We start from the raw sequence: 19,504 nt of genomic DNA, 5'->3' as shown, positions 1-19,504 counted from the left end.
CCCCGCGGCCGACGACCCTCGAGGAGAGACCCCATGACCGAGACCGCCGACCGTCCCCTGCGCGTCGCGCTGGTGGACGACCAGCCGCTGGTGCGCACCGGCTTCGCCATGGTCATCGACTCCCAGGACGACATGGAGGTCGTGCTGCAGGCCACCGACGGCGCCGAGGCCGTGCGCGAGCTGTCCGCTCGCAGCGTCGACGTGGTGCTGATGGACGTGCGGATGCCGCGGATGGACGGGATCGAGGCGACCTCGACGCTGCTGGAGCATCTGCCCGTCGAGCGGGCCCCGAAGATCATCGTGCTGACCACCTTCGATCTCGACGAGTACGTGGTCGCCGCGATCCGCGCCGGGGCCAGCGGCTTCCTGCTCAAGGACGCCCAGCCCGAGGACCTCCTCGGCGCGATCCGCACGGTCCACCGCGGCGATGCGGTGATCGCCCCGTCGGCGACCCGTCGGCTCCTGGAGCGGGTGGTCTCCACCCCCGAGCCCGCCGAGCAGGACACCTCCGTGCTCGAGGACCTCACCGAGCGCGAGCGCGAGGTGCTCACCCTGATGGGACGGGGCCGCTCGAACCGCGAGATCGGCGCGCAGCTGTTTGTCGCCGAGGCGACGGTGAAGACCCATGTGGGGCGGGTCCTCGCCAAGCTCGGCGCCCGCGACCGGGTCCAGGCCGTGATCATCGCCTTCGAGACCGGGCTGGTCACCCCCGGCGAGCAGTGAGCCGCAGGCACCGCCGGGCCCCGGCTCGCGGTGCCCTCCCTCACGCGCCGCACGGCCGGCGGTCGCGGCCGCGTCATCCCTGGGTATGAGGGCCTCCCCTCCCCTCGGTCTCCCCCGGTCCGCGAGGCCGCGACCGGGGGCTGACGACCGCGGGGCCCGCGCTCGGGAAGCATCGGGATCGACATCATGACCCCGCTGCGAAGGACTCCCGATGACCACCGCCGCCCAGGCCGCTCCCCCGCCCTCCACCGAGACCTCCGGTGACCCTGTCGCGCTGCGCGCCCGCGCCGTGACCCGCACCTACGGCAGCGGCGCCGGCACCGTCACGGCGCTGGACGCCGTGGACCTCGACATCGCCCGCGGCGCCTTCACCGCGGTCATGGGCCCCTCCGGCTCGGGCAAGTCGACGCTGCTGCACGTGCTCGCGGGCCTCGACGAGGTCACCTCCGGCTCGATCGAGCTCGAGGGCACCGAGATCACCTCGCTGCGCGACGACGCGCTGACCCGTCTGCGCCGCGAGCGGATCGGCTTCGTGTTCCAGTCGTTCAACCTGCTGCCGATGCTGACCGCGGAGCAGAACATCCTGCTCCCCCTCGAGCTGGCCGGGACCCGCGTGGACCGCGCCTGGCTGGACACCCTCACCTCCGCCTTCGGGATCGCGGACCGGCTCGACCACCTGCCCTCCCAGCTCTCCGGCGGACAGATCCAGCGCGTGGCGATCTCCCGCGCGCTGGTCACCTCCCCGGCCGTGGTCTTCGCCGACGAGCCGACCGGCAACCTCGACTCCCGCACCACCGAGGAGGTGCTGGACTTTCTGCGCCTCTCGGTGGACGAGTTCGGCCAGACCGTCGTGATGGTCACCCACGAGCGCGACGCCGCCGAGCGCGCCGACCGGATCCTCACCCTCGCCGACGGCCGGATCGCCTCCGACGAGGACCTGCGCGGGACCCGCACCGCGCGCTCCGCGCCTCAGGGGCAGGAGCAGCGCTGATGGCTCGCTCCACCGTGAAGCTGACCCCGGTGCGCCGCCACCTCGCGGCGGTCGTCACCATCGCCCTGTCCTGCGCCTTCGTCGCGATCATGGTGCTGGCCGGGAACCTGATGCAGGCCTCCCTGCGCTCCCAGGCCTCCCAGATGTACGAGGGCGCGGACCTTGAGATCCAGCGCGAGCTGTCCGATGAGGACTGGGCCTCGCAGGAGCCGCTTCCGGCCCCCGAGGTCGAGGGCGCCGAGGCCGTGTGGCCCGCGCCCCGCAGCTATCTCGAGGCGAGCTCGACCAGCGGCAGCGGGTTCTTCGAGGCCACGATGCTCCCGCCCGGCCAGGAGGACTCCCTCGAGGAGGGCTCCGCCGCCGGTGCCGAGTCCGAGATCGTGCTCTCCCGCTCCGCCGCCGACGCCCTCGAGGCGGGGGTCGGCGACCCGATCACCGTGCAGGGCTCCGGCCCGGCCACGGGCGAGGACCCCGCGCAGGAGGCGGAGCGGACGCTCACCGTCTCCGGCATCGCCGCCGACCCCGCCGGCGCGGTCTTCGGCGGCACCCCGCGCCTGATGCTCCAGGACGTCAACGCCGCCGCCCTGCTCGGACCGACCGCCGGGACGACCACGGACACCTGGCTCGCCACGGTCCCCGACGGCGAGGACCCCGCCGCGGTGGCCGAGGCCGCCTCGGCCTCCGCCGCCGAGGGGATCACCGTGCGCGGCGTCGAGGAGGCCGAGGAGGCGATGGCCAGCGACTTCATGCAGGGCTTCGGCGCGCTCGGGATGATGCTCGGCGTGTTCGTGGTGATCGCGCTGTTCACCAGCGCCGTCGTCATCGCGAACACCTTCGCGGTCACGCTCGCGCAGCGCACCCGCTCCCTCGCGCTGCTGCGCACCCTCGGCGCGACCCGCGCCCAGGTCCGCTCCGTGGTGCTGCGCGAGTCGCTGCTGGTCGGGCTGCTCGGCGCGGCGGCCGGCGTGGTCGCCGGGCACCTGCTGGTCCAGGCCGCGCTCGCCGGCGCCGCCGGGCTCGGCTGGCTGAACGGCGTCGCCCCGGTGCCGGTGAGCCTGTGGTCGGTGCTGCTGCCGCTGCTGGCGGGCGTCGCGATCACCGTGCTCGCGAGCCTCGCCCCGATGCGCTCCGCCACCCGGGTCGCGCCGCTGCAGGCGCTGCGACCGCAGCCGCCCGCCGTCACCCGCGGGCTCGGGGTGCGGGGCGTGCTGGGCCTGGTGGCCGTGGTGCTCGGCGTGGCCGCGCTCGTCGGCGGGACCGCGCTGGCCCTGAACGGGGTCGCCGCCCTCGGCATCCTCGCCGCGATCGTCGGAGGGGTGCTGAGCTTCACCGGCGTGATGCTCGTGCTCGTCACGCTCACCCGGCCCCTCGCGGCCCTCGCTGCCCGGCTGGGGGCGCTGCTGGGCGGGCTGCCCGCCCGGATCGCCGGGGCGAACGTGGCCCGCAATCCGCGCCGCAGCGCGGCGACGATCGCGGCCCTCCTGATCGGCACCACGCTCATGACGATGATGACCGTCGGCGCCCGCACCGCGGAGGCGACCCTGACCTCGGAGCTCGACTCCCGTCGGCCGATCGACCTGGTCCTGTCCGCGGAGGCGATGCCCGAGGACGCCGCCGAGCAGGTCGCCGCGATCGAGGGCATGGATGCCGCCCGCGCCGGGGAGCGCGGGGACGTCGAGGTCGGCGCCGGCGAGCCGATGACCCTGTACTCCGCGACCCCGGAGACGGTTCGGGAGGTCTCCCACCGTCCCGAGATGGCCGACGAGCTCGCCGACGGCACCGTGCTGCTCGGCCAGGAGCGGGCCGAGCGCTTCGGGGTCCACGACGGCCAGGTCCTCTCCCTCGTGGGGGCCGACGGTCAGAGCCACGACCTGCGCGTCCAGGTGGACGCGAACCTGCAGATGTCGCTGGTGACCCCGGCGACGCTCGAGCAGCTCCTCGGGGAGGGGACCACCCCGGTCGTGCTCGCGGACTTCGCCGATCCCGGCACCGCCGAGCGCGAGGGGATCGATGTGTTCGAGCTGATCTCCTCGGTCGACGAGCTCTCCGCCTCGGAGGGCTTTGAGGGGGCGAGCAGCGATCCCGGCGGCGCCGAGCGGGAGTCCTACGCCCGGATCCTCGATGTGCTGCTGGGCATCACCGTGGCGCTGCTCGCGGTCGCCGTGGTCGTCGCCCTGGTCGGGGTCGCCAACACGCTCAGCCTCGGCGTGGTCGAGCGCACCGGGGAGAACGCGCTGCTGCGCGCCCTGGGCACGACGCGCCGGCAGATGCGGGCGATGCTCGGCTGGGAGGGCGTGCTGCTCGCCGCGGTCGGCGCCGTGCTGGGGCTGCTGATCGGCTCCCTCTACGGCGTGCTGGGGATCATCGCACTGCTGGGCTCGACCTACCCGGTCTCCATCACGATCCCCTGGGACCGCCTCGTGATCGTGCTGGTGCTGGCCCTCGCCGCCGGGGCGCTGGCCTCGGTCCTGCCGGGCCGCGCCGCCGCGCGCACCGCCCCGGCCGCCGCCCTCGCCTCCGCGGAATGAGGCGCTGAGGGCACACGGCCGACGGCGCGGGCACGCGCTCAGCGCCGCGGGGCCCGTCGGACGAGCGCCGTCCGACGGGCCCCGACCGCTGTCGGAGGCGGATCCGCCCGCACAGCGCGCTCGACGGGCACGAGTCGGCTGCTCCCCGGACGGGCCCGCGCGCCCCGGACGAGGAGCGGCGGAGCGGGAGCGGCCCGGCGGGACTCAGTCCAGGCGGGAGGGCAGCGGCGTGGAGCGCACCAGCCGCGCGAGCACCACGAAGGTCGCGATCGCGAGGACCAGCGCGATCACGCCCTGCCAGACCATGCCGGAGCTGATCATGCTGGCCCCCACCAGAGCCTGGAACATCTGCCAGGTGATCCCGAAGCCGATCCCGAACCGGCCCTTGGCCAGCACGGAGCGGGCGGCGAGGGCGGTGCCCGCGGCGAACAGCAGCAGGAAGATCCCCAGCCCCACCCCGAGTCGGGCCGTCATCCCGCCGCCGGAGGCCGCCACGAAGCAGAACGTGGCCGCGGCCGCCAGCACGAGCGTCTCGACGCCGAGCAGCAGCGCGGCCCGCGGGCGGGTGCGCGGACCGGGGTCCTCGGCGTCGGCGGGACGGGTGCTGTCGGGCGCGGTGGGCATGGGGGCACTGTATCCGCCGCGATCCCTGTGCGATCTCGAGCGCCCGTGACATCTCGAGCGCCTGGTGGCAACGGCTTCGTGCCCGGCATCACCTCCCGATCGCGACTTCTCGCGACGGTGTGGGAAGTGCCACCAGGCCCGGCGGTCCAGGCTCTTGTCGAGGTCGTCAGGAGCCGCAGAGAATGGAGAACGGCTCGTCCCGCCGAGGCCGTCCGGTGCACAGCGCACCCGGCCGAGCGTCGACGGCCGCAGAACCCGAGAACGCCCCACAGGGAGCGACCCTCGCCGCGTCTCGCCCCTGCGGGGGCAGGGCGCGACGTCCTGGAAAGAGAGAGTGACGATGGACTGGCGCCACCGTGCCGAGTGCCTCAACCATGATCCCGAGCTGTTCTTCCCGATCGGGAACACCGGACCGGCGATCACGCAGATCCAGGAGGCGAAGGCGGTGTGCCAGAAGTGCGACGTCATGACGGCGTGCCTCAAGTTCGCCCTCGAGTCCGGTCAGGACTCGGGTGTCTGGGGCGGCCTGTCCGAGGACGAGCGCCGCTCCCTCAAGCGACGCAACGCGCGCGCCCGCCGCGCCAGCTGACCCCTCGCCTGCGGCGCGCCTCCGCTGCGCCGCAGGCCGTCCCCGGGACCGTGCCGCGAGCAGCTCCCGGGCCTGCGCCGCGGGCCACCTCCGCAGCAGTGCCGTCGGCCTCCCCCGGGGCCCTCGCCGAGCACCCCGGGGCTCCGTCCCTCCCCCTCAGATCGTGAGCGGGTCGAGGTAGACGTCCACGATCGCGCGGGTCCCGCCCTCGCCTCGGTCCTCCCAGGTGAGCGTGCCGCCGAGCTGCCCCTGCACCAGCGTGAGGGCGATGTTCGTGCCGAGGCCGGTCGGCTTCGCCGCTCCCATGCCGTTGCCGTCGTCCTCGATGCAGATCACGAGATGGGATCCCGTCCGCTCGCTGCGGATCGTGAGCGTCCCGCCGGTCTCGGAGAGCCCGTGCTCGACCGCGTTGGTCGCCAGCTCGGTCACCACCAGGGCGAGCGGCGTCGCCTCCTCGGCGCGGATAGTGCCGACCCGTCCGATCTTCTCCGTGCGCACCTCGACCTGCCCGTCGGTCAGACGCGGGCTGCCCGCCCGGTGCACGGTCGCGCTCGCGGCGTCGACGGCGAGGCGCAGGCACCGGTCGATCACCTCGTCGAAGTGGACCGCCTCCTCCGAGCCCTGCAGCAGCGACTCGTGCACGAGCGCGATCGTGGAGACGCGCCGCATCGCCTCGGCGAGGGCCTCCCTCGCCTCGTCGGTCTTCATCCGCCGCGACTGCATCCGCAGCAGCGCCGCGACGGTCTGGAGGTTGTTCTTCACCCGGTGGTGGACCTCGCGGATCGTCGCGTCCTTGGTGATCAGCTCCCGCTCCCGGCGCCGCAGCTCGGTCACGTCGCGCACCAGGATCACGGCGCCGGTGCGCTTGCCGGCATCGGTCAGCGGCACGGCCCGCAGGGACAGGGTGCCGCCGCGGGCCTGCATGTCAGAGCGCCAGGCCGCCCGCCCCATCAGCACCAGCGGCAGCGACTCGTCCACGGGGCTGCGGGACTGCAGCACCTCGGTGGACAGCTCCGCGAGGGTGGTCCCGGTCATGTCGCCGGCGATCCCGAAGCGGTGGAAGGCGGAGCGGGCGTTCGGGGAGGTCCACTTCACCACTCCCGCCTCGTCGAGCTCGACGACGCCGTCGCCCACGCGGGGCGCGCCGCGGCGGGGCGGGATCGGTGCCCCCTCGATGGGGAACGCGCCGTGCTGGAGCATCGTCAGCAGGCGCGCGCCGAGCCGGCGCTGGTGGGTCTCGTTGTCGCTCGGGTCGTTGTCGGACTCGGGCGCCTCGGCGGCGAGGACGGCCAGGGTGCGGCCGTTCTTGCGGACCGGGACCATCACGCCGGTGGCGCTGCGGCCCTCGCGCTCGATCCGGGTGGGCTCCTCGGAGGGCTCGCCCCCGGCGAGCAGCCGGGCGATCTCGGCGCCCTCGGCATCGTCCGCGCCGTCGACCCCGACGGTGCGCACGGTACCGACGGGATCCTCGTAGTAGACGGTCGATCCGGTCGCCGGTCGGCAGTGCGCGACGGCGAGCGGGCCGTCGTCCTCCGCCAGCCACAGCACGAGGTCGGAGCGCAGCAGATCGGACAGGAGGTTCCAGTCCCCGACGAGGTGCTGGAGCCAGTCCGCCTCCTTCTCGGTGAGGGCACGGTTGTCGGCGAGGAACTTGGACAGGCTCGGCATGGGCCCAGGATATGCGTCGGCCCGGGTGTGAGCGCGAATCGCGCGCCCGGCCTGCTCTAGGCTGACGCGGACATCTCCCGAGGGAAGGACCCCGATGAAGCTGCGTGAGACCCTGCACCTGCCCCTTCCGGCCCGTTCGGCCGCCGCGATGTACGCCGACCCCGAGTACGCGGCGATCCGCCGGGAGACGCTCGGTGCGAACGAGGCGTCCTCGCACATCGAGGGCGATCCCGCCGGGGCGTTCACGGTCACCACCGAGCTGGTGCTGCCCACGGACCGGGTCCCGGACATCGTCCGCCCCTTCGTGGGCGCCTCCGTGACGGTGAAGGAGGTCCAGTCCTGGTCCGGTCCCGAGCCCGACGGCTCCCGCACCGGCACGATGCGCCTGGACGTGGTGGGGACCCCTGCCGGCCTGACGGGGACGCTGCGCCTCGCGCCCCTGGACCAGGCGCGCAGCGACGTCGAGATCGACGGGGACCTGGTGGCGAAGGTTCCGCTGCTGGGGTCCAAGATCGAGAAGGCCGCCGTGCCGTACGTGTCCACGGTGCTGCGGGCCGAGGAGCGCTCCGCCGCGGCCTACCGGGACCGCTCGGGCGCCTGAGGCAGGGCGTTCAGCCGGCGGCCTCGGCCCCGTCGAGATAGGCGAGGGCCTCGCGCGCCTCGACGACGTCGAACCACAGCAGGGCGGGGTCGGTGTCGTCGGCCTCGGCCGCGGCGGCGTCGAGCTCGGTGACGTGGAAGCTCGCGATCCGCGCCGAGGCGGGGGCGCCCAGGAGGACGCCGAAGGCTCCTCCGTCGTCGGCGTCGCCGATCGCCGCATCCGGCACGTCCAGGGCGATCACCATCGCGCGCTGCGTCGGGGATCCGGCGCCGTAGGCGACGTGGACGGCGTCCTGCAGCGCCTCGTACTCGAGGTCCTCGAGATCCTCGCCGGGGAAGTCCCTCTCGGCCGACGCGGTGACGGCCCAGGCCGCACGTCCCGCCGGGAGCTCGAGGCGAGTGCTCGCGAGCTCGAGGGAGGCACGATCCGTTGCGGTCAGCGGCAGGTAGATCCTCATGCCGTCATCCTCTCACCGGCGGGCACGCTCGAGCACGCGCTCCCTCCATCCGCGCGCCGGTGCCGGGGATGCTCCCGCCTCCGGCTCTCCGCCGGCTCCGTCCTCCTCGGCGGCGGGGACGAGCATCGAGGCGGCGATGTCGCGCAGCCCGCGGCGCAGGGGCGAGCGGGGCGCGGCCTCGCTGAGCAGCGCGCCGTCCCACACGGCAGTGCGGCAGGCGACGGGGTCGTCGGGCAGCAGGTGCAGGGAGTCGACCTGCATGCGGGAGGCGATCAGGTCGCGCAGCCGGTCGCCGGGGACCGGCGCACCGACCCGGTTGACGATGACGTGCAGCTCCTGCACGCCGAGCTCCTCGAGGCGGCTGTGGTCCCGCAGCAGCCGAGTGATGCTCACGGGATCGGCACCGACCACGGCGATCACCGCGTCGGCGGCCTCGAGCGTGCTGAGGGCGGCGGAGTTCCGCTGCGGCGCGGCGGTGTCGTAGCTGAGCTCCTCGTCCTCCTCCAGCACGGGGCCGATGTCGGCGATGACGGTCTCGCCGCGGCGACGCAGCGCGTTCCACACCCCGTCCATCGCCCCGCGCCGCAGCTCCGCCCACCGGCCGGGCACGCCGATGCCGGAGAGCAGGCGCAGGTGGGGCTGCACGACGGGCAGGAGCGCGTCGAGGGTCTCCTCGGTGAGGGCGTCGCGGTCGTGGGCGCGGGCGGCGGCGACCAGTCCGGGCGCCTCGTCGAGCACGCCGAGGAGCTGGCTCAGGGAGGGGCCGTAGGTGTCGGCGTCCACGAGGACCGTGCCGTGCCCGGCCAGGGCGGTCTCCGCGGCGAGGTTCGCCGCGATCGTCGAGCGCCCCGGGGCGCCGGTCGGCCCCCACACGGCGACCAGGCGTCCCGCCTCCTGCGCCGGCTCCGCGGCCGCCTCCTGCACCCAGTCGTCGTGCTCCTCCCCGCCGGAGACCGCGGCGGTGACCGTGGCGAGGATCTCGTCGATCGGGGCATCGGAGCTCAGCACGTAGCGCAGGCCCACGGTGGTGGCCTCGGACTCCTCGCGGGAGCGCAGCCCGATCACCGCGGCGCCGCGGAGCATCGTCGCGACGGCATCGCGGCTGAGCCCTCGCACGGAGAGGTCCACGAGGACCACGTCCCCTATGCCCGCGGAGACGACCGCGAGGGTCTCGGTGAGATCCGCACAGCGGCGCACGACGCGCGCGGGACGGGAGCGGTCCATCGCGAGGTCGTGGACGATGCGGACCTCGTCGCTGCCTGAGGCGCACAGGACGATGTCGATCACGGCGTGACCCCGTGGGCGCCGGGCACCCCGATCACGTCGAGGCGCTCGTCCTGGGAGAGGACCTCGAGCACCGAGGCGAGGTCGTCGGCCGGCACGAGGACCTCCACCGACATCGAGCGCATTCCCAGCGAGCTCCCTTCGTCGATGCGGCGCACCACGGCGTCGGGCACGAGCAGCTCGGCCTCGCCGGTGCCGCCGTCGTCGACCGACGGCGAGGTGTGCCACAGCTCGACGGAGGCGCCCGGCACCACGGACTCGGCGACCGTCGCCTCCACCGGGATCACCACGGGTCGCAGCGGCACGTCCTGGCTCTGCCCCACCGCGGAGACGGGGACCAGCTCCCCCGCCTGGACGGTCTGCGTGGCGACCGCGCCCTCGGGGATCGCCTCGAGGGTCCCGACGTACTGCTCGCGGTGGTCACCGAGCCGGAGCTCGACGGTGGCGAGGTCAGCGCTCTCCAGCGGATCGCCCGGCACGATCGGACCGCGCGCCACGAGCACGGACGTCGTGGCGGACAGCCGGGAGACGAGCAGCGCCCCCATCAGCACGCTCGCCAGCACGAGCACGATCCCGACGATCAGCCGAGGATCCTTCCATCTCGGCGCGCGCAGCCTCATCACCGGTGCAGTGGCCCCCACAGCTGTCCCCCGTCCCCCTCGTCCGTCCCCTGGTTCTCGGCACGCTCGCGGCGCGCCTTCCGGGAGATTACGGCAGTCGGGGCCTCGATGGGGGCGGTCCGCCCCGACTGTGGACAACCGGCCCGGCGCGTTCGTCCACAGCTCCCGCCGCCTGCCGGCTCGGGGATGAGAGACTGGGCCGACCCGCTCGTCCCGGACCGGAAGGATCGTCGATGCCGCCACGCTTCGTCCCGCTCTCCGATGTCGCGGAGACGCTGTCGATCTCGGCCTCGCAGGCGTACGCCCTCGTGCGCTCCGGCGAGCTGCGCGCGATCAAGGTGGGCGGCCGAGGCCAGTGGCGGGTCGAGGTCACAGAGCTCGAGTCCTACATCGAGCGGAGCTACCGGCGCACGGAGGCGCTGCTCGAGGAGGAGCGCGCACTCGAGCGCGACGCGTCCGAGGGCCGCCCCTGACCGTCCGGGCAGTGGCCGACGACCGCTCCTGAGCCGGCTCAGGACGTTCCCCGGCCGCCAGTCCTCCACCGTGCCGCACCCGTCCGCCCGGGCCGACGCCGCACCGGGTCCGCTCAGCGCGGCAGCACCGCGAGCAGGGACGACATGGTCACCGTGAGCCGGGCGGAGCCGGGCACGCTGCTGGACTCGCCCGTCGGCAGCGACAGCACGTCCAGCGCATCCGCGCCGACACCGGCGATCCTGCCGAGCACGGTGCCCGCGGTCGTCTCCAGGCGCACGACGCTGCGGTCCCGTGCGATCTCGCGCAGCACCGACCCCAGCCCCAGCGGCGAGCGCAGCGACTCCTCCGCCGGCCGGGCCCGCGAGGAGAGGCCCTCCACGATGCCGATCGCGGCGAGCGGCACCACGGCGCGCTGAGCGGTGCGGGTCTCGCGCAGCGCGACCCACTCGGCGCCGACCTCCTCCACGGCCCCCGCCAGGCGCAGCCCCGATCCGACGTGCAGGGTGAGCTCGCGCCGGCCCGCACCGCGGAGCCGGTCGGCCAGGGTCAGCTGGGCGCGCTCGGCACGCGCGAGATCCTCGGAGACGGCCCGCAGCTCCTCCTGCTCGTGGTGCTCGAACCGTCCCTCGAGGTCCTCGAAGATCCTCTCGAAGCGCATGGGCCCACTGTAGGGCGCGCCGAGCGACGGCCGGGCCCGGACGGCACATCGGGGACGAGGACTCGTCCGGGCGGGGACGCGGACCGGTCCGCCGGGACCGGGATCGTCCCACCGGGACCGGGGCGCGTCCTCCGGAAGGCGCGACCTCCCCTCCACAGCCGGCCCGGATCAACACCGCCACCTCGAACAGTTGCGGCCTGCATCACATCGGGCTACCTTTCCTCATATGCGATCCAGTCGCATCAAACTGCATCAAACGACATCATCGGGATGAACGGCGCACGGGGAGACCGACGCCGCGGAGCATGAGGCGAGGGGAAGGCCATGGGGGACCTGGCACGGGAGCAGGCAGCACAGGGAGCGGGGGCCTCGTCGCTGGGCGCCGTCGCCGCCGCCGGAGGTGCGGTCGCGATGACCCAGGCGGCGAGGACGCTAGGGAGCACCGCTGGCAGCGCTCACGGCGAGGAGCAGCTGATCGGCTGGGTGCTCGTGGGGCTGGCCGGCGCGGGGGCACTGCTGTGCCTGTACCTCGCGCTGATCTGGGGGCTCGCCGCCGCGGTCCTCCTGGCCGGCCCCGCGGGGCGGACCGGCCGCATGCTGCTGCCGGCCCTGCGGGTGCTGGCCCCGCGCCTCGCCCGTCGCGTGAGCATGGGCGCCGCGGTCGCCACCGCCACCACCGGGCTGGTGCTCGGTCCGGCGCTGGCCAGCGAGCAGCTCCAGCTCGAGGAGAGCGCCCCGGCCATGTCCCAGACCTCGCAGGAGCTCCCCGGTGATGAGCCGGCCACGCCGGGGCCCGAGGCGCCCCAGGAGGCCGGAGCCGGGGAGCCCCTCCCCTCCCTCGGCTGGGGCGAGGATCCCGCGACCACCGCCGAGGAGCCGGCGACGGGCCCCGCCCCCGACGGGGAGGGCGACGAGTCGCCGACGACCGCGCCCGGGCAGCCCTCCGGCGAGGGCACGCCGCAGGAGACGGGAGCCGAGGGAACCGAAGCGCCCGAGCGGGCGCAGGAGTCGCCGCACTCCGAGAGCCCCGCCGACGAGGCATCCCCGGACAGCTCCGAGACCCCCGACGGGACAGGTTCCCCGGACGGCTCGGAGGCATCGGACACCCCGGAGGGCCAGGCGCAGGACTCCCCCGACGAGCCGGCCGCCGCGGGCTCGACCCCGTCGGCGACCGGGAGCACTCAGCCGTCCGCAGGCGACGACGAGGCCGCGGGCGACGCAGGGGGCGATGCAGACGCACCGCCGCCGAGGACCGTGGTCGTCCAGAAGGGCGACACGCTGTGGTCGCTGACCGACGACGTGCTCGGCCCCGGACAGGACGATCCCGCGCTGCTGGCGGATGCCTGGCCCCTGCTGCACGAGCAGAACCGTGACGTGATCGGCGAGGATCCCGATCTGCTGGTCCCCGGCCAGGTGCTCACCGTGCCGGCCTCCCTCGACGAGGAGGCCCGGTCATCGAGCACCACCGATCAGCGCCCCGCCGACGCCGCCCTCCGGGCCGCCTCCCGAGCACCCGAGGATCCTCTGATCGTGGAGCAGATGGTCGCACCGGTGGCGCGCCGGGCCGTCGAGATCATCCGGGACATGCGGCCGACGAACGCGCTGTCGCGGCTGGTCACGCCCGAGATCGCGCAGGTCCTGTCGCGTCGGGCGGCGCTGACCCGCCGTCTGCGGGCCTCGACGGGATACGCCCCGCCCCGGCAGCTGCAGGTCACGGGCGTGCGCACCTGCGTGGTCAACGAGCGCACGGTCGAGGCCAGCTGCGTGCTGCGCGAGCCGGACCGTGCCCGCTTCCTCGCCATGCGCTGGGAGCTGCGGCACTCCGGATGGAGGGTGACCGTCCTCGAGATCGGCTGAGACCCGAGATCGGAGGAGAAGAGCCCCGCGCCACGTGGCCCGGGGCTCTTCCGTACGACGTCGGCGCGATCAGCCCTTGCGGCGGCGGCCCGAGCGGCGCTGCGCCCGGTTCAGGCCGTCGCCCTGCGGAGCGCCCTCGGGCTTGTCCGAGACCGTGTTCGCAGCGGTCCCGTCATCGCCGCGCGCACGGCGACGGCGCTGAGCGCGGGTGAGCGTGCCGGAATCCTGGACGTCGCTGCCCTCGGCGGAGCTGTAGCGCAGCTGGCGCTCGTTCGGCCCGTCATCGAGCCCCTTGGCGCGCAGCACCACGGAGCTCTCCGCCTTCAGCTGGTCCTCGGCCTCCGCGCCGTCCGCCTCGGCGGAGGCAGTGGCCTCGGAGCCGGCGTGCTCGGAGGCGGTCGCCTCGGCGTCCGCGTCCTTCTCCCCCGTCGCCGCCGACGCAGGCTCCGCCCCGGCCTTCGCGCCGGCACCGGCCTCGACGGCGGCCGCGGCTTTGGCGCCGGTCCGGAGCAGCAGGTCCGAGACGGCCTGGGGGACGACGGGCTTGGCCTTCTCGACCTGGACCTCGAGGTTGTAGACGTAGCCGACCACGTCCTCCTTCACCCCGGCCATCATGTCGTTGAACATGAGGTGGCCCTCGCGCTCGTACTCGATGAGCGGGTCGCGCTGGGCCATGGCGCGCAGTCCGATGCCCTCCTTGAGGTAGTCCATCTCGTAGAGGTGCTCGCGCCAGCGGCGGTCCATCACCGACAGCAGTACACGTCGCTGGAGCTGGTGCAGCCCCTCCTCGCCGAGCTCCTCCTCGCGCTTCTCATAGGCGACCTTCGCATCGGCGAGGATCTCCTGCTTGAGCTCGCTCGCCTCGAGGTTCTCCTTGCCGCCCACCTCGTCGATGACGTCCTGCGGGGTGAGGGAGACGGGATAGGCCGCACGCAGCGCGCCCCACAGCTCCTCGAGGTCGACGTCCTCGCCGGGCTTGCCGGCGGTGTGCGCGTCGACGGTGCCGCCGATGACCTCCTCGATGAAGCGCTCGATGTGCGCATCGAGCTCCTCGCCCTCGAGGATGCGCGCACGCTCCTCGTAGAACTTCTTGCGCTGCTTGGTCAGGACGTCGTCGTACTTCAGGACGTTCTTGCGGATCTCGGCGTTGCGGGACTCGATCGAGTTCTGCGCGCGCTGGATCGCGCCGGAGACCATCCGCCCCGTCAGCGGGATCGACTCGTCCACGCCGCCGCGGGCGAGCAGCGACTCGGCAGCGCCGGAGTTGAACAGGCGCATCAGGTCGTCCTGGAGCGAGAGGTAGAAGCGGGACTCACCCGGGTCGCCCTGTCGGCCGGAGCGGCCGCGCAGCTGGTTGTCGATGCGGCGCGACTCGTGCCGCTCGGTGCCCAGCACGTACAGACCGCCGAGCTCGACGACCTCGTCGTGCTGCTCGGCGACGGCCTGCTTCGCGCGCTCGATCTCCTCGTCCCAGGCGGCCTCGTAGGCCTCCGGGTCCTCCTCGGCGTCCAGGCCGCGCTTCTCGAGCTCGGCATGCGCCATGAACTCGACGTTGCCGCCGAGCATGATGTCGGTGCCGCGGCCGGCCATGTTGGTCGCGACGGTGACCGCGCCCTTGGCGCCGGCCATCGCGACGATCGCCGCCTCGCCGGCGTGGTTCTTGGCGTTGAGCACCTCGTGGGCGACGCCCTGGGCGTTCAGCAGCTTCGAGAGGTACTCGGACTTCTCCACGCTGGTGGTGCCCACGAGGACGGGCTGGCCCTTCTCGTGCCGCTCGACGATGTCCTCGACGACCGCGTCGAACTTCGCCTTCTCGGTGCGGTAGATGCGGTCGGCCTGGTCCACGCGCTGCATCGGGCGGTGCGTGGGGATCGGGACCACCCCGAGCTTGTAGGTGTTCATGAACTCGGCGGCCTCGGTCTCGGCCGTGCCGGTCATGCCCGAGAGCTTCTCGTAGAGCTTGAAGTAGTTCTGGAGGGTGATCGTGGCGAGGGTCTGGTTCTCCGCCTTGATCTTCACCCCCTCCTTCGCCTCGATGGCCTGGTGCATGCCCTCGTTGTAGCGGCGGCCGGCGAGGATGCGCCCGGTGTGCTCGTCGACGATCATCACCTCGCCGTTGAGGACCACGTAGTCCTTGTCGCGCTTGAACAGCTCCTTGGCCTTGATGGCGTTGTTCAGGAAGCCGATCAGCGGGGTGTTCAGCGACTCGTAGAGGTTGTCGATGCCGAGGTGGTCCTCGACCTCGTCGATCCCCGACTCGAGCACGCCGACGGTGCGCTTCTTCTCGTCGACCTCGTAGTCCCGGTCGCGGCGCAGGTGGGTGACGACCTTCGCGAACTCGCTGAACCACTTGTTCGCGTCCCCGGAGCCGGGGCCGGAGATGATCAGCGGGGTGCGGGCCTCGTCGATGAGGATCGAGTCGACCTCGTCGACGATCGCGAAGAAGTGGCCGCGCTGGACCCGCTCCTCCGGGGAGAGGGTCATGTTGTCGCGCAGGTAGTCGAAGCCGAACTCGTTGTTCGTGCCGTAGGTGATGTCGGCGGCGTACTGCTCGCGGCGCTCCGCCGGGGTCATCCCGGACTTGATCACGCCGGTGGTCAGGCCCAGGGTGCGGAAGACGCGGCCCATCAGGTCGCTCTGGTACCCGGCGAGGTAGTCATTGACCGTCACGACGTGCACGCCCTTGCCGGCGAGCGCGTTGAGGTAGGCGGGGAGGGTCGCGACGAGGGTCTTGCCCTCACCGGTCTTCATCTCGGCGATGCGGCCGCGGTGCAGGGCGGCGCCGCCCATGATCTGCACATCGTAGGGGCGCTGGCCGAGGGTGCGGTGCGCGGCCTCGCGCACGGCCGCGAACGCCTCGACCTGGATGTCGTCGAGGCTCTCGCCGTCCTCGAGGCGCTGCTTGAAGTGGTCGGTCTCGGCGCGCAGCTCGTCATCGCTGAGCTCCGAGAAGACGTCCTCCGCCTCGCCCACGCGCTTCGCGATGGATTCGAGCCTGCGGACCTCCCGGCCTTCGCCGGCGCGCAGGATCTTGTCGAAGAGGTTGGCCACTCGTGTGCTCCCGTAGATGGTGGGGACGTCCCCATGGACGGCTGATGCCCGACCCATCGTAAGCGTCGTCGTCCGTGGAGGAGAGCACCTGCGGGCCTCCTCACGCACCCGGGCGGCGTCAGGCGGGCCGCGGCGCGGGGCCTGCACCGCTCCGCGCGGCGGGTTCAGCTCGCCGCGATCCCGGCGGCGAGGGGGCGCGAGAGCTCCCCCGTCCCCTCCCCGGTGCGCACCTCGACGGCCTCAAGACCCTGCCAGCGCGCGGCCCGGTCCAGCTCCTCGGCGAGCGCGGCGACGACGCGGTCCGTGCCGGGCCGCTGCCTGGCGGGCAGGTGCGGGAGCGGTTCGGCAAAGACGCCGCGCACCTCCAGCACCCCGCGCTCGCGGTCCGCGCGCAGGTCGGTGCGCGCCGGGATCACGTCCCCGAGCAGGAGGAGCAGGGAGTAGTAGCCGGTGGTGCGCTGCGGGGCGGGGGTGTAGATGCCGATGCGGTACTCGACGTCGAAGAGCTGCTCGAGCCGCGGCCGGTGGAAGACGATCGGATCGAAGGGGCTGACCAGGGCGGTCGTGCGCAGCGGGCTCGGGCCGGGCGCTTCGCGGTGGAGGAGCATGGTGCGGGCCCCTGCGGGGTGGGAGACCTCGACCTCGGTCAGCTCGCCGCGCGCGAGCATCTCGTCGATCGCGGGCCGCACCTGGCCGATCCGGAGGCGGAAGTAGTCGGCGATCGCGCCCGGGTCGGAGACCCCGAGCGAGCGCGTGGCGAGAGCCGTCAGGCGGGCGACCGCCTCCGCCTCGGGGACGGGCGGCTCCTCGCGCGGGGGCGCCGGCGTGTAGAGCCGCTCGAACTGGGAGTTGCGGCCGACGCAGTCCAGCTCCCCGCTGCGGAAGAGGTACTCCACGGCCCACTGGCTGCGGGTGCGCCGCCATCCCCAGCCCTCGCCCCGCTCGGTGTCGCCGAGGTGGCGGGAGAGGGCCGCCGCGCTCGCGGGGCCGATCTCGGCCAGCGCCTCGCGGACCTGGGGGAACAGGTGCGGGGAGGTGGTGGCGATCTCGCGGATCACACCCCAGTCCCGCTCGGAGGTGGCGCGGCGACGGAAGTCCAGCAGGGAGTGCACCTCCTCGGTCGTGAACGCAGCCTCGTGGGCGAGGGTCTCGCAGACCAGGCGGGAGCGGCCGGGCCGAGAGGCGCGGTCGAGGGCCGCGGGGTCCCAGATCCCGGTGCGGGTGAAGACGGGCAGGTGGTGGGCGCGAGCGAAGACGCTCACGGAGTCGATCTGCAGCAGGTGCGTGCGCTCGAGGGTGCGAACGAGGGCACGCCGGCTCGCCGCGACCTGCGGCATCGTCGTCCGGCGCGCGCCGCCCATCCCCTGGGCGCGCAGCGCGATGCGGCGGGCCGCGCTCCAGCTCAGCGCATCGGCCACGGCGCGCTCCGTCCCCCGTGCCCCCGATGCGGTCCTCGGCCGCGCCGCACCCGCCTGCCCCCGCATCGCCCCGAGGGCGGCGGGTGGTGTCCCGGGCGGACGGACGGACGGGAGGACATCTTCCGATGCCCTCCCGCCCTCTGGAGCAGGTCCCGGATCAGGACGCAGTCTGCCCCCGTCGAGCTCGATCACGCCGTAGCTCCAGCCCTTGCGGCGGTAGACCACCTTGGGGTTGCCGGACTCGGCGTCGACGAACAGGAAGAAGTCGTGGCCGACGAGCTCCATGTGGTAGAGCGCGTCGTCGACGCTCATGGGCTTGGCGGTGTGCTTCTTCTCGCGGATGATCACGGGGCTGCCGGCCTCGGCCAGGTCGGCCTCGCGGGTCTCGCCGGGCTCGGGGGCCTCGGTGCTCTCGGCGGCCGGTTCCTCGGCCGGTCGCAGCGACTCGGGCATCTCCTGGTCCGCGGGCATGGTGCGCAGGCTCGCGCCGGTCTCCTGGTGGGCGCGGTCGCGTCCGCGGCGATGGTCCTTGCGCCGGTCACGGGCGCGACGGAGTCGTTCGAGGAGCTTGCCGTAGGCGATGTCGAGCGCGCCGTAGAGGTCGTCGGCACGGGCCTCGGAGCGGATCACCGCGCCGTTCTCGTGCACGGTGAGCTCGACCCGGTCGCTGAGCTCGGCCTGACGGGGGTTCTTCTCCTGCGAGACCTCCACGTCGACGCGGAGCGCCGCGGGAGCGAACTGGGTGACCTTGTCGAGCTTCTCGGTGAGATGACGGCGGAAACGATCCGGGACGTCCATGTGACGTCCGACGACATTGATCTCCATGAGTGGTTTCTCCTCCTGTCCGGGTGCGGCCGCTCGGAGCCCGGCCGCGATGGCTCTTGGTCGGGTGCGCACCTCCTGATCGAGGACTGCTCGCCCATGTGTGGCGAGGAACACCAAGCATGCCACGTTTCCCTCGGTGTTTCCTGGCCATCCATCCCGAGGTTCCCCTCCGTGCGTCTGCTGCTCATCCGGGGTCGTCCGCTTCGTCCGATCCGGGGACCCCGGCAGCGGCGCCGGGCATCCGTGCGGAGGCGATCACGACGGCGCCGAGCACCTCGATCCCCTCTGCGTCGAGCGCTTCGTGCATGCCGCGCAGCGTCGACCCGGTCGTGACGATGTCGTCGACGATGATCACGGGCCGGTCCAGGGCGCGGGCGCGTCGCGCCTGCGCCGGATCCAGGCGGATCCTGCGCAGCCGTCTCGCCCGTGCGCCCCGTCCCTCCTGTGCGGTGGTCGGGGCGGCGCGCAGGAGCAGCCCGCGCCCGGCGCCCTCTCGGTCCAGCGCGCGCACGAGCTCCCCGGTGTGGTCCTCCCCGCGTCGCAGCCGGGCCGCGGGGCGGGAGGGCACCGGGACGAGGAGCGGCTCGGCGGTCCCCACCTGTTCGGCGAGGCTCCGCACCGCGGGGACGAGGCCTTCGGCGAGGGCCCCGCACAGGTGCAGCATCCCGCCGTTCTTCCAGGCCAGCACGAGTCGCTGCAGGGCGCCTCCGTACTCGCCGAGCGCGAGCACGGGCAGCAGCGCACTGTGGTCGACTCCCGCGGGGAGGAGCCGACCGTCATGCCGCTGCTCGCGGATCCGCGCGGCGCTGAGCACCTGCAGCGCATCGCAGCAGGCGTCGACCCGCAGCGGCGAGGCCCGCAGCAATGCCGCGCAGTCGGGGCAGAGCCGGGTGCCGTCCTGGCCGCAGGGGCAGCTGCGCGGTGCGACGAGGGAGCAGGTCTGCGCCGCGATCTCCGCGAGCAGGGCGAGCGCTCGCTCGCCGCGCCCCGTCTCCGGGGCCGGCTGAGCCCGATGGGTGGCGCGCTGTGGTGCTCGGCTGTGCATGGCCCGATCCCAGCCGAAGGGCCCGGGCTGCACCAGCGACGGCGTCGCGCGGTGGACGCGGACGCGCTGGGGAGGAACGGTCGACGGCGTC

16 protein-coding genes and 1 pseudogene are annotated in these 19,504 nt (G+C 73.6%); 7 read left to right on the top strand and 10 right to left on the bottom strand.

All coding sequences use genetic code 11. From position 1 onward, the window contains the following. Positions 1-33 precede the first annotated feature (33 nt). The 3 genes from RBL05_RS16165 to RBL05_RS16155 all read left to right on the top strand — a co-directional run bounded on the left by RBL05_RS16165 (position 34) and on the right by RBL05_RS16155 (position 4,242). A complete protein-coding gene (locus RBL05_RS16165; RefSeq protein WP_308738623.1) occupies positions 34-723 on the top strand; it encodes a response regulator in 690 nt (229 codons plus the stop codon). Between the two features lie 211 nt (positions 724-934). Beyond that, positions 935-1,714 (top strand): ABC transporter ATP-binding protein, encoded by a 780-nt coding sequence (locus RBL05_RS16160; protein ID WP_308738624.1) that lies wholly within the window; start codon positions 935-937, stop codon positions 1,712-1,714. Next, the gene (locus tag RBL05_RS16155) at positions 1,714-4,242 is read left to right on the top strand and encodes an ABC transporter permease (RefSeq protein WP_308738625.1); all 2,529 of its coding nucleotides are present in this window, start codon (positions 1,714-1,716) and stop codon (positions 4,240-4,242) included. Before RBL05_RS16160 ends, RBL05_RS16155 begins: the two co-directional genes overlap by 1 nt. A gap of 204 nt (positions 4,243-4,446) precedes the next feature. On the opposite strand, the gene RBL05_RS16150 is transcribed toward RBL05_RS16155, so the two are convergent. Beyond that, positions 4,447-4,866 carry a hypothetical protein gene (locus tag RBL05_RS16150; protein WP_010549778.1) on the bottom strand — a complete coding sequence of 140 codons (420 nt, stop codon included), beginning with the start codon at positions 4,864-4,866 and terminating at the stop codon, positions 4,447-4,449. Between the two features lie 340 nt (positions 4,867-5,206). On the opposite strand from RBL05_RS16150, the gene RBL05_RS16145 reads away from it, so the two are divergent. Beyond that, positions 5,207-5,455 (top strand): WhiB family transcriptional regulator, encoded by a 249-nt coding sequence (locus RBL05_RS16145; protein WP_010549779.1) that lies wholly within the window; start codon positions 5,207-5,209, stop codon positions 5,453-5,455. Positions 5,456-5,611: 156 nt separating this feature from the next. Here the strand turns inward: RBL05_RS16145 and RBL05_RS16140 are convergent, their stop codons facing one another. Beyond that, entirely contained in the window at positions 5,612-7,123 is a 1,512-nt protein-coding gene (locus RBL05_RS16140) for a sensor histidine kinase (protein ID WP_308738626.1), read from the bottom strand. Positions 7,124-7,217: 94 nt separating this feature from the next. On the opposite strand from RBL05_RS16140, the gene RBL05_RS16135 reads away from it, so the two are divergent. Further along, the gene (locus RBL05_RS16135) at positions 7,218-7,724 is read left to right on the top strand and encodes a DUF2505 domain-containing protein (protein WP_308738627.1); all 507 of its coding nucleotides are present in this window, start codon (positions 7,218-7,220) and stop codon (positions 7,722-7,724) included. Positions 7,725-7,734: 10 nt separating this feature from the next. On the opposite strand, the gene RBL05_RS16130 is transcribed toward RBL05_RS16135, so the two are convergent. Genes RBL05_RS16130 through RBL05_RS16120 form a run of 3 tightly spaced genes read right to left on the bottom strand, consistent with a single transcriptional unit; the run spans position 7,735 to position 10,085 of the window. Beyond that, positions 7,735-8,181: a DUF6912 family protein gene (locus tag RBL05_RS16130; protein WP_308738628.1), complete on the bottom strand. Its 447-nt coding sequence runs from the start codon at positions 8,179-8,181 to the stop codon at positions 7,735-7,737. A gap of 12 nt (positions 8,182-8,193) precedes the next feature. After that, the gene (locus RBL05_RS16125; RefSeq protein WP_308738629.1) at positions 8,194-9,468 is read right to left on the bottom strand and encodes an AAA family ATPase; all 1,275 of its coding nucleotides are present in this window, start codon (positions 9,466-9,468) and stop codon (positions 8,194-8,196) included. After that, on the bottom strand, positions 9,465-10,085 hold the full coding sequence (locus RBL05_RS16120; protein ID WP_318604322.1) for an SAF domain-containing protein: 621 nt from the start codon (positions 10,083-10,085) through the stop codon (positions 9,465-9,467). Before RBL05_RS16120 ends, RBL05_RS16125 begins: the two co-directional genes overlap by 4 nt. Positions 10,086-10,318: 233 nt before the next feature. Here RBL05_RS16120 and RBL05_RS16115 point away from each other — a divergent pair, with 233 nt between their 5' ends. Then, positions 10,319-10,558, top strand: coding sequence for a helix-turn-helix domain-containing protein (locus RBL05_RS16115; RefSeq protein WP_070500187.1), 240 nt, complete (start codon positions 10,319-10,321; stop codon positions 10,556-10,558). 113 nt (positions 10,559-10,671) lie between these two features. Here RBL05_RS16115 and RBL05_RS16110 read toward each other — a convergent pair whose 3' ends face one another. Next, positions 10,672-11,217 carry a hypothetical protein gene (locus RBL05_RS16110; protein WP_308738632.1) on the bottom strand — a complete coding sequence of 182 codons (546 nt, stop codon included), beginning with the start codon at positions 11,215-11,217 and terminating at the stop codon, positions 10,672-10,674. 324 nt (positions 11,218-11,541) lie between these two features. Here RBL05_RS16110 and RBL05_RS16105 point away from each other — a divergent pair, with 324 nt between their 5' ends. Then, on the top strand, positions 11,542-13,074 hold the full coding sequence (locus RBL05_RS16105) for an Rv3235 family protein (RefSeq protein WP_308738633.1): 1,533 nt from the start codon (positions 11,542-11,544) through the stop codon (positions 13,072-13,074). 69 nt (positions 13,075-13,143) lie between these two features. Here RBL05_RS16105 and secA read toward each other — a convergent pair whose 3' ends face one another. The 4 genes and pseudogenes from secA to RBL05_RS16085 form a co-directional block, all read right to left on the bottom strand. Then, positions 13,144-16,125 (bottom strand): preprotein translocase subunit SecA, encoded by a 2,982-nt coding sequence (gene secA / locus RBL05_RS16100; RefSeq protein WP_308738634.1) that lies wholly within the window; start codon positions 16,123-16,125, stop codon positions 13,144-13,146. 164 nt (positions 16,126-16,289) lie between these two features. Beyond that, positions 16,290-17,735 (bottom strand): winged helix-turn-helix domain-containing protein, encoded by a 1,446-nt coding sequence (locus RBL05_RS16095; RefSeq protein ID WP_412523796.1) that lies wholly within the window; start codon positions 17,733-17,735, stop codon positions 16,290-16,292. After that, positions 17,721-18,368: pseudogene (hpf, locus tag RBL05_RS16090) on the bottom strand (ribosome hibernation-promoting factor, HPF/YfiA family); the annotation flags it as partial. The pseudogene hpf and the gene RBL05_RS16095, both read right to left, overlap by 15 nt. Before the next feature lie 184 nt (positions 18,369-18,552). Continuing rightward, positions 18,553-19,413: a ComF family protein gene (locus RBL05_RS16085; RefSeq protein ID WP_308738635.1), complete on the bottom strand. Its 861-nt coding sequence runs from the start codon at positions 19,411-19,413 to the stop codon at positions 18,553-18,555. Between the last annotated feature and the right edge of the window lie 91 nt (positions 19,414-19,504).

The sequence above is a fragment of the Brachybacterium sp. GU-2 genome, from assembly GCF_030866705.2.
GTDB classification, from domain to species: Bacteria; Actinomycetota; Actinomycetes; order Actinomycetales; family Dermabacteraceae; genus Brachybacterium; species Brachybacterium conglomeratum.
This window is presented reverse-complemented; position numbering and strand designations above follow the sequence as displayed.